The sequence below is a fragment of the Hyphomicrobium sp. DMF-1 genome (assembly GCF_027886585.1).
Classification (GTDB): domain Bacteria; phylum Pseudomonadota; class Alphaproteobacteria; order Rhizobiales; family Hyphomicrobiaceae; genus Hyphomicrobium_C; species Hyphomicrobium_C zavarzinii.
On sequence record NZ_CP115706.1, the window covers coordinates 2934500 to 2950552 of the forward strand.

12 protein-coding genes are annotated in these 16053 nt (G+C 65.8%); 1 reads left to right on the forward strand and 11 read right to left on the reverse strand.

What is annotated here, in order from left to right:
* Window positions 1–70: 70 nt before the first annotated feature.
* Window positions 71–1597 (reverse strand): Do family serine endopeptidase, encoded by a 1527-nt coding sequence (locus tag PE058_RS13440; RefSeq protein WP_020086420.1) that lies wholly within the window; start codon window positions 1595–1597, stop codon window positions 71–73.
* A gap of 301 nt (window positions 1598–1898) precedes the next feature.
* Here PE058_RS13440 and PE058_RS13445 point away from each other — a divergent pair, with 301 nt between their 5' ends.
* Entirely contained in the window at window positions 1899–2999 is a 1101-nt protein-coding gene (locus PE058_RS13445) for a peptidoglycan-binding protein (protein ID WP_198011193.1), read from the forward strand.
* On the opposite strand, the gene PE058_RS13450 is transcribed toward PE058_RS13445, so the two are convergent.
* From PE058_RS13450 to PE058_RS13495, 10 genes are all read right to left on the reverse strand, one after another.
* Window positions 2996–3526, reverse strand: coding sequence for a cytochrome c-type biogenesis protein (locus PE058_RS13450; RefSeq protein WP_020086418.1), 531 nt, complete (start codon window positions 3524–3526; stop codon window positions 2996–2998). The genes PE058_RS13445 and PE058_RS13450 overlap by 4 nt on opposite strands.
* 8 nt (window positions 3527–3534) lie before the next feature.
* The gene (locus PE058_RS13455; RefSeq protein WP_020086417.1) at window positions 3535–5520 is read right to left on the reverse strand and encodes a heme lyase CcmF/NrfE family subunit; all 1986 of its coding nucleotides are present in this window, start codon (window positions 5518–5520) and stop codon (window positions 3535–3537) included.
* A 33-nt stretch (window positions 5521–5553) separates the two neighbouring features.
* Window positions 5554–6024 carry a cytochrome c maturation protein CcmE gene (gene ccmE / locus PE058_RS13460; RefSeq protein WP_026868107.1) on the reverse strand — a complete coding sequence of 157 codons (471 nt, stop codon included), beginning with the start codon at window positions 6022–6024 and terminating at the stop codon, window positions 5554–5556.
* The gene (gene ccmI / locus PE058_RS13465) at window positions 6021–7232 is read right to left on the reverse strand and encodes a c-type cytochrome biogenesis protein CcmI (protein ID WP_271028624.1); all 1212 of its coding nucleotides are present in this window, start codon (window positions 7230–7232) and stop codon (window positions 6021–6023) included. Before ccmI ends, ccmE begins: the two co-directional genes overlap by 4 nt.
* Before the next feature lie 255 nt (window positions 7233–7487).
* Complete coding sequence (locus PE058_RS13470; RefSeq protein ID WP_026868106.1) at window positions 7488–7958, reverse strand: RT0821/Lpp0805 family surface protein; 471 nt, start codon at window positions 7956–7958, stop codon at window positions 7488–7490.
* A gap of 172 nt (window positions 7959–8130) precedes the next feature.
* Window positions 8131–9504 (reverse strand): ATP-binding protein, encoded by a 1374-nt coding sequence (locus PE058_RS13475; protein ID WP_271028625.1) that lies wholly within the window; start codon window positions 9502–9504, stop codon window positions 8131–8133.
* Window positions 9494–10168: a response regulator transcription factor gene (locus PE058_RS13480; protein WP_020086412.1), complete on the reverse strand. Its 675-nt coding sequence runs from the start codon at window positions 10166–10168 to the stop codon at window positions 9494–9496. Before PE058_RS13480 ends, PE058_RS13475 begins: the two co-directional genes overlap by 11 nt.
* Window positions 10169–10281: 113 nt before the next feature.
* Complete coding sequence (locus tag PE058_RS13485; protein WP_271028626.1) at window positions 10282–11619, reverse strand: TIGR02594 family protein; 1338 nt, start codon at window positions 11617–11619, stop codon at window positions 10282–10284.
* A gap of 19 nt (window positions 11620–11638) precedes the next feature.
* The gene (locus PE058_RS13490) at window positions 11639–15595 is read right to left on the reverse strand and encodes a baseplate multidomain protein megatron (RefSeq protein WP_271028627.1); all 3957 of its coding nucleotides are present in this window, start codon (window positions 15593–15595) and stop codon (window positions 11639–11641) included.
* Complete coding sequence (locus PE058_RS13495; RefSeq protein ID WP_020086409.1) at window positions 15595–16053, reverse strand: NlpC/P60 family protein; 459 nt, start codon at window positions 16051–16053, stop codon at window positions 15595–15597. The genes PE058_RS13490 and PE058_RS13495 overlap by 1 nt, the downstream gene beginning before the upstream one ends.

Here is a 16053-nt window from a genome sequence, read left to right on the forward strand (position 1 = left end):
AGATACATCGAGGCGGCCCGGTTCCTCAAGAGCCGGGCCGCCTCACTTTGCGTTAGCCTTGATCGGCGGTTCAGCCTTTCTTGAGCTGGATCGGCACGATGCGCCGCTGATCCGCCGACTTGATGTAGAGCATCACCGCCTTGCGGCCGAGTTCCTTGGCCTTCTTCACGCCGTCGGCCACATCCGACGGACCGGACACGGTCGAGCCGCCGACCTCGAGGATGATGTCACCCGCCTTGATGCCCTTCTCGGCGGCGTCCGACTCAGGATCGACCTCGGTGACGGCCACACCCTCGGTGCCGCTGCGCGGGGGAGCGAGCGTCAGGCCGAGCTGGTCGAGCTCGGTGCCCGACAGATCGTCCGCAGACTTACCCTGCTCGAGCTTGGCGATCTCGTCTGCCGAGCCCGGGAACTTGCCGAGGCGCACCTTGACGGTCTCCTCCTTGTTGGAGCGCCAGACCTTCACGTCGACGGTGGTGTCGGGTGCGTAGTCGGCGATCTTGCGGGCAAGATCACGGCTATCGGAGATCTTGTCGCTGTTGACCTGGAGGATCGCATCCTGGACCTTGAGGCCGGACGAGGAAGCGGGACCGTTGGGCGTCACCTCGCTCACGAGCGCACCCTTGGCTTCCGTGAGGCCAATGGCGGCTGCGGTGTCTTCATCGACGTTCTGGATCTTCACGCCGAGCCAGCCGCGGCTCACCGTGCCGCTCTTCTTGAGCTGAGCGATCACGTCCAGAGCGGTGCGAGCAGGCACAGCGAAAGCGATGCCGACGTTGCCGCCCGAGGGGCTGAAGATCGCGGTGTTCACACCGATAACCTCGCCGTTGAGGTTGAAGGTCGGGCCACCGGAGTTGCCCTTGTTCACCGCGGCGTCGATCTGGATGAAGTCATAGGGACCCGAGCCGATGTCGCGGCCGAGTGCCGACACGATGCCGGCCGTCACGGTGCCGCCGAGGCCAAACGGGTTACCGACGGCAAGCGCCCAGTCGCCGACGCGGCCCGGCTTGTCCGTGAACTTGACGAACGGGAACGTCTTCGTCGACTTGAGCTTGAGGAGCGCGATATCGGTGCGCGGATCGGTGCCGACGAGCTCGGCGTCCATCTTCTCCTGATCGTCGAAGCTCACCTGGATCTTGGTCGCGCCGTCGACGACATGGTTATTGGTCACCACGTAGCCATCAGCCGAGATGACGAAGCCCGAGCCCTGCGCCTGCGTGGGGCGCTGCTGCTGGGGCATGTTACGGAACTCCTTCGGCAGGTTCTTGAAGAACTCGTAGAAGGGGCTGTCCTCGGGAATGTCGGGGAAGCCTTCGGGCATACCCTTGCCGCCCTTGGCAACCTTGGTGCCGCCAGCCACGACCGAGATCGAGACCACCGACGGCTTCACCTTCTCGATGATGTCGGCGAAGCTCAGCGGCGCGCGGCCGAAGGGCGTCTCGACGCTGGGTGCGTCGGGCGCGAGCTGCGCCAAGGCGGGCGTCGTCGCCAGGCTGCCCAACAGGATAGCCGTAGACGCCAACGCGCCGACGGTTGCGTGCGCAAACCGGCGTCCGGTGCCATAAGACTTTGGCCCGCTCTTTGCTCCGGACATCATGTCACCGGAAATAACCATTCAAGTCCTCCGCTTGGAAAGCGCTGAAGTTAGTGTCCATGGCAGAGGTAGTCCCTTCGGCCTTACGGCTGCCTTTCGGGTACGTTAAGAGTTGGTAATGAGGCAAATTTCCCCGCTTTTCGCCGTGAGCACTGCCCACCCGACGCGCCCGAGCAGCGCGCTCTCGGGGGGGCGTATGGGGCTCTTCCTCGCGGGGATCGCATACGGCTTCGCAGGTGCGTCAACCGCTTCAGCCGGGCCGCTTTTTCGTTTCGAGACACCGCGGGCGAGCGCCCTCCATCGGGTGGCAGTTTTTGGGACGGACGATCGTGTTGCTCTTCCCGCCGCACGGTCGGGGCTCAGATCATCGATCGGGCTGCTCTACGAAGGCCGCTCCCACTCCGTGTGCACCGCATTCTGCGTGGGCGAGGATGTCGTCGCGACGGCCGGGCACTGCCTGTTCCGCACCGCGGACGAACGTCCGCTTCGTCTCCAGGGCTTCGAGTTCCGCCTGCAGCCGCTCAACGGCCCCGGCGCAAGCTCGCGCATCGCGGGATCGGAGCGCGGCGCCGAAGCCCAGCACGTCGCGGCCGGCTCGCTCAAACTTCGGGTCAATCCGCCGATCGATGCGGCGAGCGACTGGGCGCTGCTGCGCATGCGGGAGCCGATCTGCAAGGGCCACGCCCTCCCCATCAGCCGGCAGCCCGAGAGCGAGCTGGTGAAGCTGTCCGCGGCCCAGCGCGTCTACCAGGTGAGCTATCATCGCGATTTCGGAAACTGGGAGCTGGCCTACGGCGCACCGTGCGCCATTCGCCGCTCGTTCAACGGGGCGGACTGGACCGCAATCTCGAAGGACTTCGTGGATGCGGGTCACGTCATCCTGCATACGTGCGACACCGGCGGCGCGTCGTCGGGCTCGCCGCTCCTCATCGACGGACCAGCAGGTCCCGAGGTGGTCGGCATCAATGTGGGCACCTACCTGCAGGCCAAGGTTCTGACGCAGCGTGGCGAGGTCGTACATCGGTACAAGTCGGAAATGGTGGCTAATACTGCCGTCGCCGCGTCCGCGTTCCGCGGAACACTGGAAGCGCTGGTGCGCGCCGAGATCCTAGCCGAAAAGCGAGACCTCAAGGAGCTGCAGCGGCTGCTCGCCCAGGAAGGCTACGACAGCGGCACACGCGACGGGGTCTACGGGGGGAAGCTCAACGCGGCCATTCGCGCGTTCGAGCGCGCCGAGGGGCGTGGTGAGACGGGGCTTGCGACGGCCGCGCTTCTCAAGCGTCTTGCCGCGCTCGATGCGCAACGGCGCGGGCGCGGACCGGTTGGGCTGCCGCCTTCCGATGTCGAGACGGGCAGCGTGGGATCGCACAACGTGACGGGCGGCACGGCGCGGCTGCCGCGCTAGGACGTCTTCGGCTCGTCGCTCTTCAGCAGCGCATCGAGCGCCGCCTGCTCCTCCGGAGTGAGCTTCGCCACCGGCTCTCTGCCCGACGTGGCCGCCGCCGCTTCCCGCGGGACGCGGAACGAATTGCGCAGGATGACGACTGCGCCCAGAAGCACGAGGAGAGGCATGAGCCAGAGCAGCACCGTCTCGGCCGAGAAGGGCGGCTTCAACAGCACGAACTCGCCGTAGCGCGCGACGACGAAATCGCGGACCTGAGCGTCCGTGTCGCCGGCCTGAAGGCGCTCCCGCACGAGGACGCGAAGATCGTGGGCGAGCGGGGCGTCGGAATCGTCGATCGACTGGTTCTGACAGACGAGGCACCTGAGGCCCGTCGAAATATCGCGGGCGCGCGCTTCGAGCGCCTTGTCCGGCAGCATCTCCTGCGGTGTCACCGCGCGAGCCGGAGCAACCGGCGTTGCGACCGCTCCTGCCAGGAGAAGACATCCGAGCAGAGCAACAAGCGCCGAGCGTTTCGATCTCGCAGTCATGGCCATCCTCACTCGGCGGGCACGCCGACAGGCGCGCGGCTGGAGCGCCGCTGGGGCGCTCCCACGCGCAGGCGCCGGTCCGACAGGGACACCGCGCCACCGAAGAACATAATCAGCGCGCCGATCCAGATGAAGCGCACGAGCGGGTGGAAGTAGAGCCGGACCGCGAACGCGCCATCGGGCTGCTGGTCACCGATCACCGCGTAGAGGTCACCGCGCCACGAAGGATGGATACCCGCTTCGGACGTGGGCTGAGGCGGGGCGTCGTAGAGGCGCTTCGAAGGCTCGAGGCGCGTGACGGGGCTGCCGCCGCGCGTGACGTCGAATACGCCGAGCGTCTCCGTGTAGTTCGGTCCCTTGGACGGTGCGGCGCCGCGGAACGCAAGCTCGTAGCCCGCGATCTCGGTGCGATCGCCCGGACGCATCAGCAGGATGGCTTCGCTCTTGTAGGCGCTGGTTCCGACGATCCCGCATACCATCAGGCCGACGCCGAAGTGCGCGAGCATCGTGCCGACGGCGGCGCGCGGAAGATTGACGAGGCGGCGGAAGGATTCCGAGAGCGGCGCCTTGCCGAGCTTGATGCGGAAGGCCGTCTCCGAAAGTGCGCCAGCCATCACCCATACGCCGATCGCAAACCCGAACGGCGCAAGCCAAGGCCCGCGCTCGGTCGCGGCGAACGAGACTACGATCACGATGAGAGCGAGCACGCCGGCGACGATCAGGCGTTCCATGGCGGCCGCGAGGTCCGCGCGCTTCCAGGCGAGCAGCGGGCCGAGGGGAAGCGCGAGCAGCAGCGGGAACATCAGCGGCACGAACGTCATGTTGAAGTAAGGCGGGCCGACCGAAATCTTGGCACCCGTGAGCGACTCGAGCGCGAGCGGATAGAGCGTGCCGACGAACACCGTCGCGCATGCCGTCGTCAGCAGCACGTTGTTGAGCACAAGGCTGCCTTCGCGCGAGATCGGAGAAAAGATTCCGCCCTGCGAGAGATCACGCGCACGATAAGCAAACAGTGTCAGTCCGCCGCCTGTGAACAGCAGCATGATGGAGAGAACGAACACGCCGCGCCCAGGATCCACCGCGAAGGCGTGCACCGACGAGAGCACGCCCGAGCGGACGAGGAAGGTGCCCATCAGCGAGAGCGAGAAGGTGAGAATGGCGAGCAGGATGGTCCACACCTTGAGCGCCTCGCGCTTCTCCATCACGAGGGCGGAGTGCAGCAGCGCGGTGCCCGCGAGCCAGGGCATGAAAGAAGCGTTCTCGACCGGATCCCAGAACCACCAGCCGCCCCAGCCCAGCTCATAGTAGGCCCACCACGATCCCATCGCGATGCCGATGGTGAGACACATCCAGGCGAGCAGAGTCCACGGACGCACCCAGCGCGCCCACGCGGCATCCGTGCGGCCCTCGATCAGGGCCGCGATCGCAAACGAGAAGGCGAGCGAGAAGCCAACGTAGCCCATGTAGAGGAAGGGCGGATGGAACGCGAGGGCCGGGTCCTGGAGGATCGGGTTCAGGCCGCGCCCATCCAACGGCGCAGGATCAAGCCGTTCGAACGGATTGGAGGTGATGAGGATGAACAAGAGAAACGCCAAAGCGATGGAGCTCTGCACGGAGAGCACATTCGCCCTCAAAGTCGCCGGCAGGTTGTTTCCGAACAGCGCGACCGCAGCGCCGAACACCGCGAGGATCAGAACCCACAGCAGCATGGAGCCTTCGTGGTTCCCCCACACTCCGGAGATGCGATAGATCAGCGGCTTCGACGAGTGGGAGTTCGCCGCCACGTTGGCGACGGAGAAGTCCGACGTCACGTAAGCGTGCGTAAGGGCCAGAAAAGCGATCAGGATGAGGCCGACCTGGCTCAATGCGGCGGGCTCGCCGAAAGCCATCAGCCGCGCGTCACGCTTGGCTGCGCCCCAGGCCGGAATGAAAGTCTGGGCTGCCGCCACCAGCAGCGCCAGGATCAACGCGAAGTGTCCAATCTCGATGATCACGTGATCCTCGCTCCCATGTCCTGCGCTCTGGGTCTACTGGGTTCCCGTCTCACCGCCGGGATGTGTTGCACCCTTGCCGAGTTGTACGCCCTTCTCCTGAAGCGCCTTGGCGACCTCCGGAGGCATGTACGTCTCGTCGTGCTTGGCGAGCACGGTGTCGGCCACGAAATGCCCATCGGCGCCCAGCACGCCTTCGGCCACGACGCCCTGCCCTTCGCGGAACAGGTCCGGCAGGATTCCCTCGTAGGTCACCGGAACGCTCTGGAAGGTGTCCGTCACGTCGAAGCCGACGCGCGTACCCGTGCCGCGCTCGACGGAGCCGTCTTTGACCAGGCCGCCGAGACGGAAGCGTACCCCCGGCGCTATCTTATGCTCAGCCACGTCGCTCGGCGTGTGAAAGAACACGATCGACTGGCGGAATGCGAAGAGCATCAAGATGGCGGCGATCGAAAGGATGCCGACGCCAAGCCCGATCAATACTCCTCGCCGTTGTTTGCGTGTCATTGCGGACTTTCCGGCTTTTTGCCCTGGAGCCCGAGGTTCTGCTCGGACTTGTCGATCTCGTCGAGAGAGGCGCGGTCGCCGGCGAAATTCTCGCGGGCGCTCGCGAGCGCGGCAAGCGCGTCACTCTCGCGCCCTAGCACCTTATAGGCCCGCGCGAGCCTGATCCATCCTTCGAGATCCTTACCATTGTCCTTGAGGCGGTCAGCCAGCCGGTTGACCATGCTCAAGACGAATGCATCCCGGTCAGCGGGAGACATGGCCGAGACGTCGGGCATTTCACCGCTGGCCGCGGGGGGCGGCGCCGAGGGCGCAGCCTGCGCTGCAGGTGCTTCTTCGGGGATCTTCTCCCCTTTTAGCTTCCTGTTCACGAGATCGAGCCGTTCGGAAACCGCAGAGCGCCATGTGGCGTCGGCCGGTGCCTTGTCGAGGATGTCGCGATACTCCGCCGCTGCACCAGCGAGATCGCCGTCCTGCTCCTTGGCGAGCGTGAGCCACACGCGGACCTCGATGCGGGCGGGATCGAGCTCGAGCACGCGCAACGCCGCCTTGCGTACCGGCTCGGTGACGATGCCGTTCTCAGCGAGGAGCGTCGCCTCCGCGAACCCGAGAAGACGGCGCACGGTCTCGCCTTCCAGGCGATTGGCTTCCGCGAAGGCATGAGCCGCGTCGGCATAGCGGCCGAGACGCAGATAGATCGGTGCGATCACATCCCAGCCCCTGCCATCCTCGGGATGGTCGCGGAGACGCTGCTCGACTTGGGCGATGAGATTGACGATGGAGCTTGCGCCGTCTCCGCCCGTCCCGGCGGCGGTCTGCCTCTCGGAGAAGGGATGATCGGGAAGATGCGGGGAGCCGCTCAAAAGATAGAGGCCGATCCCCACGACCGGGAGCAAAGCCGTGATCGCGACGTAGATGCGGCGCGCCCGGTTGACGCTCGCGGTATCGTCGGCACTTTCGGCGGTCTCGCTCGCCTCGCCACTTGCGCGCTTGATGAGGCGCCGCGCCACCTCGGCGCGTGCGCTTTCGATCTCGCTGTCGACGACGAGGCCGCGATCACGCTCCGCATCCAGCTCGCGCAATTGATCGCGATAGACGGCAAGGTCCGCTGCCGCCGGCTCGACCACCGCGACTTGCGTCTGACGCAGCGGTCTCAGCAGCAGAGCGACCACTGACGCCGTCAATATCGCGAAGCAAACCCAAAGAAGCATCGAAAACCTTAGAAGCCTTCTAGTCCTAAGTCCCCCGGTTCAATAGGGGTGAGGAGTCAGGCTGACAAGAGGCCGACAGCGTATTGGGGTTATTTAAAGGTCGCAGGTCGTTGTTCAGGAGCAATCCCAGGCGCCGGACGGCCCTTCTGCTGCGCTGCGGAAGGCGGAAACAAGGGGGCGGGCACTCAGTTCAGCACCCTGCGCCCCAACTCCCTCGGGACTCACGCCTCAGGAACCGCGGACAGGTCACCGGCCTTAGCCCACGTTGCTCCAGGTGCCATCCGGATTGCGGCAAGCCGTTCCGCGCATGGACTGCGGGCGTCCGTCGATGAAGATCTTATGGGTGTAGTCGCGGCAATCCACCGCGCCACGCTTGTAGGGACGGCTGGGGACGACCTCGCCATAACGGCCGTTGTCCGGATTGCGCCACTGGCGCGAAACGCCCGACTGGCCACGCTCGAGCGCTTCATACTCTGCGTCCTGCGCGAGGCGGCGGTCCTGGGCGTCCATCGAGCGGCCGATCTCGCTGCCGACGATGCCGCCGACCACGGCGCCAATGGCCGTAGCTGCGATATTGCCGGTGCCCTTTCCGACCTGATTTCCGAGGATGCCGCCTGCAACGGCGCCAACAACCATGCCGGTATCGGCTTTGCTCGGACCTTCAGGTCCGCAGCCGGCGAGCCCGATCGACACCATCAGAAGCGCAGAAGCGCAAAGTGTGCGCATGAAGATCCCCGTATTGCCCGAGAGCACATCTCGTCCAAGAGCATTTGCTGGCCCACCCACTTGCCCAAGCAATGCCCAGAATGTGACTCGTCTTCAAGCACATCCAACGTACCGTTTCCACCGGGATTCAGGCGAAAATTCGGCGTTAGCCACTGGAAATTGGAGCGCCAGGTCAGGCAGACGGGAGATCCACCTCCACGCGCAGCCCGCCCAGGGGCGAGCGCGCCAAAGTCAGGCTTCCCCGGTAGGATTGCACGAGATCCGTGACAATCGAGAGACCAAGTCCCGATCCCGGCTTCGTTTCATCCAGCCGGACCCCGCGCTTGCCGATGCGGGCGCGCTGCTCGTCCGAAAGGCCCGGGCCGTCGTCGTCGATGCGGATGGCCAAACGGCCGGGGGATTTACGCCCGCCGGTTGCACTCACGGCGACGTTCACCCTGCTCTTTGCCCACTTGCACGCATTGTCGCAGACGTTGCCCAGAATCTCCTCCAGATCCTGCCGCTCGCCCGCGAAGCGCGCGTCCGGCGCGCACTCCACGTGGATGGCGATGCTGCGCTCGCGATGGATGCGCTCCAAGGCACGTTGCAGCGGCTCCAGCACATCCTGAACGGGCGTCGCGCGCCCGATCACGCCAACGCGCGCCGCCACCCGTGCGCGGTCCAGATAGTGATTGACCTGATCGCGCATGATCTCCGCCTGCTCGGCGATCTTTGCGCCCAGTGCCCCTTTGTCCTCGCGCGCCTCGTTTGTAATCACGGCGAGCGGTGTCTTAAGCGCATGAGCGAGATTGCCGACCTGCGTGCGGGCACGGTCGATGATCTCCTGATTGGAGGCGATCAGCGCGTTGAGCTCGTCCTGCAGAGGCTCGATCTCGGCCGGCAGCTCTCCCTCGAGCTTTTCGGCACTGCCGGAGCGAACCTCCGCGAGGCCCTGCTCGATACGGCGCAAGGGCAGCAGGCCGAAGCGAACCTGAAACAGCGTCACGGTCACGAGGCCGACGCCCGTCAGGAACAGCGCGATGGTGAGGCGGGTGAGAAAATTCGCGACACGGCTTTCGAGCCAGTCGACGGGGCCGGCCACGATGATGGAATAGCGGGGCGTCTGCTCCCGCGAGTCGGGACTGTCGATCACCTCGACCATGCGAAGCCGCTCGCCCGCCGGACCAGTGGATCCCATCCAGCGCGCGCCGTTGGCGTCCGGCTTGATATCACGGGTGATCGGCAGCTCGAGCTTGGCGTCGCCGAGGGAAGCAGAGGCGAGGCTCGGCGCGATGCCGTCCTCCACCGGCTTGATCTGCCAGTACCAGCCCGAGTGAAAATCCTCGAACAACGGCTCGTAGCGATTGGCGGGCGCGATCGGCGCCTTTTCGCCACCCATGCTGTCAACGGCGATGGAGTTCACGAGCTTTTCGAGACGGGCATCGAACGAGGCCTGCACGTCGTCGCGATAGAGCCGGTAGATTATGACGCCCGCGATCGGCAGGACGAGAAGGGTCCACGCCGCCGACGTTGCAAACAGGCGGAAGGCGAGCGACTTAAGTTTCATCGGCGGCGCCGCGGCTCATGCGATAGCCGAGGCCGCGTACCGTCTCGATCACGTCGGCCGGGATCTTCTTGCGCAGCCGCCCGATGAACACCTCGATGGTGTTCGAGTCCCTGTCGAAGTCCTGCTCGTAGAGATGCTCGACGAGCTCGGTGCGGGAGACCACACGGCCGCTGTGGTGCATCAGGTACGCAAGGAGGCGGTACTCGTGGGAGGTGAGCTTCACCTGCTGGCCATCGCAGGTGACGCGCGCCGTCTTGGTGTCGAGGCGAACGGGTCCGCACTCGATCTCGCTCTTGGCGTGACCCGAGGCGCGGCGCACCTGCGCGCGAACACGCGCCAGCAACTCCTCCATATGGAAAGGCTTGGCCAGATAATCGTCGGCCCCGGCGTCCATGCCGGAGACCTTGTCGCTCCAGCGATCGCGCGCCGTCAGGATAATGACAGGCATATTGCGGTTCGCGCGGCGCCACTGCTCGAGGATGGAGATGCCGTCCATCTTCGGCAGACCGAGATCGAGGATCACGACATCGTAAGGCTCGGTGTCGCCGAGGAAGTATCCCTCCTCGCCATCGAAGGCGGCATCCACGGCATAGCCCGCGCCGGTAAGCGCGGTGTTGAGCTGCCGGTTGAGATCTTTGTCGTCCTCTACGACGAGTATGCGCACGGGGGCTCTCAGTGTTGGTTAAGGTCGGACAGTGCGGGCGACTATAGTCGCCCGCGCCTGCCGAGCCTAGAGCACCGAGCGGAACGGCAAAAGTGTGATCGCGGCCGCCCTTCTCAGCCCTTGGCCTTGAAAAGCGCCTTGCCAATCGGCTGGGTTGCCCGTACCCGGCCAAAAATAGTCATGATCGTTCCGACCAAGGTGCCGACTGCTTGGATGGCGCCGACCACCTGCTGCCCGGCGTTCTGGACGAGATCTCCCGAGATGTCGATGCCTGTGACCGGAGCCAGCGCAGGCACGACTGTCGAAAGGATGGTCACGATGGTGCCCCAGATGGTGATGGAATGGCCCCACCATTTTCCGTTGGCCTGGGTCGAGGACGTGGCTGTCATGTCTGGATCTCCTTCGCTGTTGGGGGATGGGATGGTGTCGATCTCGGATCCGAGCGTTCGCGCGAGCTTCAGAGTTGCATCGACGCGCCGCAGCCACCCACGGCCGAAGCGCCAGAAGTGCGGCAGTGCGCGGTAGCGGCGCTCGCGGATGGCGGCGTAGGACGCGAGCGCTTCTGCGACGGAGGCCGCGGCAGCGGCGGCTCTCGTCTCCGGTCCGATCTCGCCGTCGACGCTCGCGCCCACGGCTTCCTGCAAAACGCGGATGGCCGCGCCCACACCGTGGTTCACGGCAGCGTCGAAATGCATGAGCGCGAGCGGCCCGGGCAGCTCGGCGCAGTGGGCGAGATCCCAATAGCGGCGACGGTAGATTTCGCTCACGGTCTCGCGGTCGATGGCCTTGAGATCGCGGATGAGGGCCGCACGATTGGCCGTCGTGATGGCCACCTTGCGCCACGCCGCGAAGACGCCGAGCGTGATACCGTGGTTCGTAGGCCCGCCAGGGTCGTGAGGATCGTCTGTAAATCCGCCCTCCATTGCGAGGACATGGATCAGTGCGCGATCGAAGACGGGCGCCTGCCCTTCGCGCTCTGCGGACCTGACGCTGCTTTCCGCGTCTTTCTGCGGCGCGTCTTTCTGCACTGCGGGCCAGCGTACTGCGAGCAACCGGCTCTTGGGATAGCGGGTGACGGATACGGCGTTGCCCTGATTTCCACCGAGCAATACGACCGCGTCCTCGGTCTCACCGAGCCAGAAGCCGACGTGTCCCTCGGACGCATTCGATCCACGCGAGAAGACTGCAATGGCGCCCGTGCGGGGCTTTTCGAGCGCCGCACCCCACTTCAAATAGGAGCGGGCGAGCAACGACCGCGTCGATCGGATCCCCACGCGTTCGAGGCATGCGCCGCAGAACGCCGCGCACCATGCGATCTCGTCGCGCGCGATATCCGGGTGCCCCGCGTCGCGAAAGAACGCGAGAATGCGCGCGTTCTCCTTCGTGCCCGCGCGCTCGGATTGGCCGAACTCGCGCCAGGCTTCCTCGAGCCAGCGTGCTTCTTCCATCATGTCCTCGATGCTTTGGGGGTCAGACGACCGCGGCTTTCGGCGTCCCGCGTCCGCGCGTCGCGCTCATCTGGTAGACGGCGACGGAGAGCGCACTCTGCGCTGCTCCGAAATCCGCCACCTGCTCGGCTGTGGAATAGACACAGCTCTGCGCTGTCGCCGTGATCGTGCGCTTCACGGTCGACCCGCTCAGCACGTCGATCTCATAGCGCTCGCTCTCCTCGGCGAGCGGAACCTCGGCGGCATCCCAGCTGTCGCCCCCGACGCGGGTGCGACGCTTCCACAAGATCGTGATGTCTCCGCCGCCCGTGCGTGCGCCCCGTACGTGCGCGGGCGAGAGCGGCATCAGGCCCCGTCCCGTGAACCTGTGGATCTCGGTGGCGTAGGACCGATCCGCGATGTCGCGATTGGCGGGGCCGAACCTCCAATAGAGCGGCGCACCAATCTCACCGGCCGTCAGATCTACGCGCGCGATCTCGCCGCCCAGCAGCACGAATGTCGCCCCGGCAGGCAGTGCGTTCCGCATCTCGCGCTCGGTGCCGCCCTGCCCTCGCAGCAGGTTCGAAAGCTCGTAGGTCGCCTCTCCCACCAGCGTGGCCGTCTCGAACTGCAAGACCTCCCAGCCTCCGGCTTCGTTGCGGATGGCAGCTGCGTTGCGGCCCGCGAGCATCTGCAGCCGGGTGACGGACGCCAGCTCGCCGCTCGACAGGCGCACGCTGAGGCGCGCCCCGCGATCGACGACAGCGATCGGACCGGAGGGCAGCGGGTGCAGTGTCTCACCCATGATCGCCGGCGCGCTTGCGAGCGCGCGAAGAGCGTATCCGGCGTCCTCGGGAGAAGAAAAGAGCGCTACGCCGCCCGGCCACGGGCTCTGAAAAGCTGCCGCATATCCCGCTTCCGCCGGCTCATCGCCGCGCAAAAGCGGCAGATCCAGAAACTCGACGTGCGGCACACCGTCGAAAACCGTTTCGCCTCCGCCGATATCACGGGGACGCGCGGCGGCGCCCGCATAGATCTCCGGGTCGATGCTGCGCCCCTCGATCTCACGAACGCCCCGCTCGCCGATCTCGGTGACGCGTACCAGCATCGTGGTTCCGTCCTTCACGACGGACACTATGTCTCCGGGTTCGATATCGATGGCGCTCGGCGGGAGCTTGAAGAGCGCTCGCTCGCGCGAGGCCCAGGTCTCGAACAGCCAGGCGTCCGCGATCTGCGACGCGCTTTCGTGCTCGAGCACAATCGGCAGCTCGGCCCGCGCGACTCGACCACTCGCGCCCGTCAGCCGCCGCGCCTCGGAGACCGCCTGGCGATAGTCGCCGGTCGCCGCAATGTGGCTCACCTTCGCGGAAGCGGGAAGGTCGGTCTCCTGCGAGCGCGTGAGCGTCAACAGTGCATCCCCCGCCCGCTCCTCCACCAGCTCGCTCTCCGTCACGGAGAGAACCGGCGGCTCGGCGCCGCGATGGCGGAACAGGATGCGCCCCTCGCTCTCCAGGCTGTCGAAGAAGTACGCGAGCTCCAGCGGCTGCAGCGCATCACGCGGCGACATCAACCGGTCGATGACATAGCCGGGAACCACGCCCGCGAGACGGCTCGCATCATGACCCGTGATGCCGTAATCCGCGAGGATCGCGTCGACCAGCTCCGGCAGCGGCGCCACCGAGAAGCGGCCGTTCAGCCAATGGCCGAAGCGCCAGTTATCGCCGTCTCCCCACACGTCCGTGTTGTAGGGGAATGCCGGAAACGGGCGCGCATCCCAGCAGTACACGTGGATACGCGAGAGATCGACCATGCGCTGGCCGGTCACGGCCGAGACCGGGTTCTGCCCGCTCACATAGCCTTCGCTCGCAGGATCGAACGTATCGATGAGCGCTTTCAGGAAGCGGCGCTGTATAAGGTCATCCCGCGCGCCACGCGAGAAATATGGAAACGCGGATTCCGCGCTCTTCGGATCGACGAACACGTTGGGCTGGTTTGCCCCCTTATCGACGGCGGGACAGCCGATCTCCATGAACCAGAAGGGCTTTGATTGCGGCACCCAGGCCGTCGGGGATCCGCTCGGCACACCTCCCGGGCGATTGAAATGCTGGTTCTGCCACCACGACTTGATATCCTTGTAACGGAATACCCAGGGCGCACCGTGGCCGTCGGTCAAGGGCGAGCGGATCTGAGCCTCGCGATCGGCGTCGCTCGCATAGTACCAGTCGAACCCTTCACCGCCTTGCACATTGGCGCGCAGGTAGTCCTCGTCGTAGATCGAGCGCGTGCCTGCAACGTAGTCGAGGTGGCTCGTTCCATCGCGCCAATCGGACAAGGGCCAATAGAGATCGATGCCGATGGCGTCGATCGCGGAAGAGGCCCACAAGGGATCGAGGTGAAAGTAGACGTCACCCGATCCATCGCCCGGCTGGTGGCCGAAATATTCTGACCAATCGGCGGCGTAGAGCACCTTCGTCCCGGATCCCAGGACGCTCTTCACATCGGCCGCCAAAGCCACGAGGGCAGCGACGAATGGATAGGTGGAGGCCGCGCTCCGCACCTGCGTAAGCCCGCGCAGCTCCGTGCCGATCACAAACGCATCGACCCCGCCCGCGGCCTTGGCGAGGAAGGCGTGGTGCAGAACCATCCGGCGGAAGGACCATTCGGCGGGTCCGGAATAGACGACACTCCCGCCGGAGATGGAGAAGTGGGCTATCGACGCCGTTCCAACGAATGAGGCGATCTGGCTCGCGGCCGTCGCGGTTTTGTCGGGCGTGCCCGGCCGCCCCGGCGCCGGGCTGCACGTGATGCGTCCGCGCCAGGGATAGGACGGCTGTGACGCGGCGGCGCTGTGGGGATCGGGTAAGGCGTTGCCGTCCGGCACGTCCATGAGAATGAAGGGCGTCAGCACCACGCTCATGCCGCGCGCCTTGAGATCCTGAATGGCGCCGATCACCGACGCGTCGGATGGCGTTCCTCCATAGGCCGGGCGGCCATCCTTGGTGCTCACGAGGTACGCGGCGTTTCGCGCGAGTCCAGCCACGCTCCATGTCATCGGCGTCGTGGCCTTGGCGGCCGTCTCGACGCCCGGCTTGATCTCGCAGTGTCCAGCGCGGAGATCGGTTCCGAACCAGCTCACGACCAGCGAAACGGAGGTCGCGTTCGGCAGCGTCGCCTGGAGCTGGTCGACGGCCACGGACCAATCCGTCCCGCCCTGCCTGGTGTGGACGTTTTCGGCCTCCGACACGCCGCGGCCGAGCTGCTTGCTCACCGTGTTGGGGGCGTACACGAACTCGCCCGAGCCCGGAATGAGGACAATCCCCTTGATCTCCTCTCCGAAGGGCTCGACCGCGCGGTGCACCTCGAAGGAGAGCTGGGGAATGCGGTTGCCGTAGTCCGCCAGCGCCATATCCTCGAACACGATGTAGGCAATACCCCGATAGGCCGGCGCGAGACCCGCGCCCTCGATGGCGACGATGGTCGGGTCGGGGAGCTGTGCTTCCGTTCCCAGGTAAACGCGATGGCGGACCTGCGCGAGGTCTAGCTCAGCGCCATCCACCCAGACGCGCCCGATGCCATTGATGGGCCCCTCGGCGAGCGCGACGGCGAAGCTCGCGGAGTAGCGGTATTCCACCGTCTGCGTGACGGGCGTGCTGGGGGCGGCCCCTTTCGAACTCCCTCCGGAGCGCGAGGTGATGACGCGCTCGCGAATTTCATCCGCCCAGATGATCTGTCCGCCGAGGCGCGCGCGGCCATAGAGGCGCGGAATGGGTGCGCCTTCGGTGGACGCGGTGATGTGCAGGTCGGAAAGGCGGGGTCCCTCGACCGTGCGGCGCTGCCCGGAGCTTCCGAACAGCGCATTGTCGATATAGGAGCCCGCGAACGCGCCGATCTGGCTGCCGATAGCGGCGCCGGACAGCGTGAGTCCGAGCATGGAGATGCCGGTCGGCAAAAGCGCGCTACCTGCAGCGGCTCCTGCGACGGCGAGGGCAAGCGTGGCCATCAGCGAAAGGTCCCTGGAAACGAGAAGACGGCGGCGAGACGGCGGCGCCACCAGCCGCCGAACGGAATCTCGGCAACAAGCCGGTCCTCGGTCGCGTGGATCATGGTTTGAGGCGTCGCCAGCAGGGCTGCATGCTTGGCGACGGCGCCCGGTCTCATTCGAAAAATGAGAATGTCGCCCGGTTTTGGATGCGCTGTGTCACCCAGCACGAGATGGCGGGTCGCCGCGCCGATCAGCGTTTCCTCCCCGCTCACCTCGCCCCAATCGCGCGAGTATCCAGGCGGCTCTTCCGCATCGCGCCCGTAAAGGTCCCGCCACACGCCGCGGACGAGCCCCAGACAATCGGCGCCCACGCCTTTCAAACTTGCCTGATGGTGATAGGGCGTGCCGATCCACGCGCGTGCTGCGGCCACCACCGCCTCCGCGCTGTGACGGGCGGATACCTGTTCCTGCGTCAT

Excerpts from the sequence above, each read along its gene's own strand:
- PE058_RS13485 (WP_271028626.1), bottom strand. The coding sequence starts at position 11,619 with ATGATGGAAGAAGCACGCTGGCTCGAGGAAGCCTGGCGCGAGTTCGGC.
- ccmE (WP_026868107.1), bottom strand. The coding sequence starts at position 6,024 with ATGACACGCAAACAACGGCGAGGAGTATTGATCGGGCTTGGCGTCGGC.
- PE058_RS13470 (WP_026868106.1), bottom strand. The coding sequence starts at position 7,958 with ATGCGCACACTTTGCGCTTCTGCGCTTCTGATGGTGTCGATCGGGCTC.
- ccmI (WP_271028624.1), bottom strand. The coding sequence starts at position 7,232 with ATGCTTCTTTGGGTTTGCTTCGCGATATTGACGGCGTCAGTGGTCGCT.
- PE058_RS13490 (WP_271028627.1), bottom strand. The coding sequence starts at position 15,595 with ATGGCCACGCTTGCCCTCGCCGTCGCAGGAGCCGCTGCAGGTAGCGCG.
- PE058_RS13440 (WP_020086420.1), bottom strand. The coding sequence starts at position 1,597 with ATGATGTCCGGAGCAAAGAGCGGGCCAAAGTCTTATGGCACCGGACGC.
- PE058_RS13475 (WP_271028625.1), bottom strand. The coding sequence starts at position 9,504 with ATGAAACTTAAGTCGCTCGCCTTCCGCCTGTTTGCAACGTCGGCGGCG.
- PE058_RS13450 (WP_020086418.1), bottom strand. The coding sequence starts at position 3,526 with ATGACTGCGAGATCGAAACGCTCGGCGCTTGTTGCTCTGCTCGGATGT.
- PE058_RS13495 (WP_020086409.1), bottom strand. The coding sequence starts at position 16,053 with ATGACGCAGGAACAGGTATCCGCCCGTCACAGCGCGGAGGCGGTGGTG.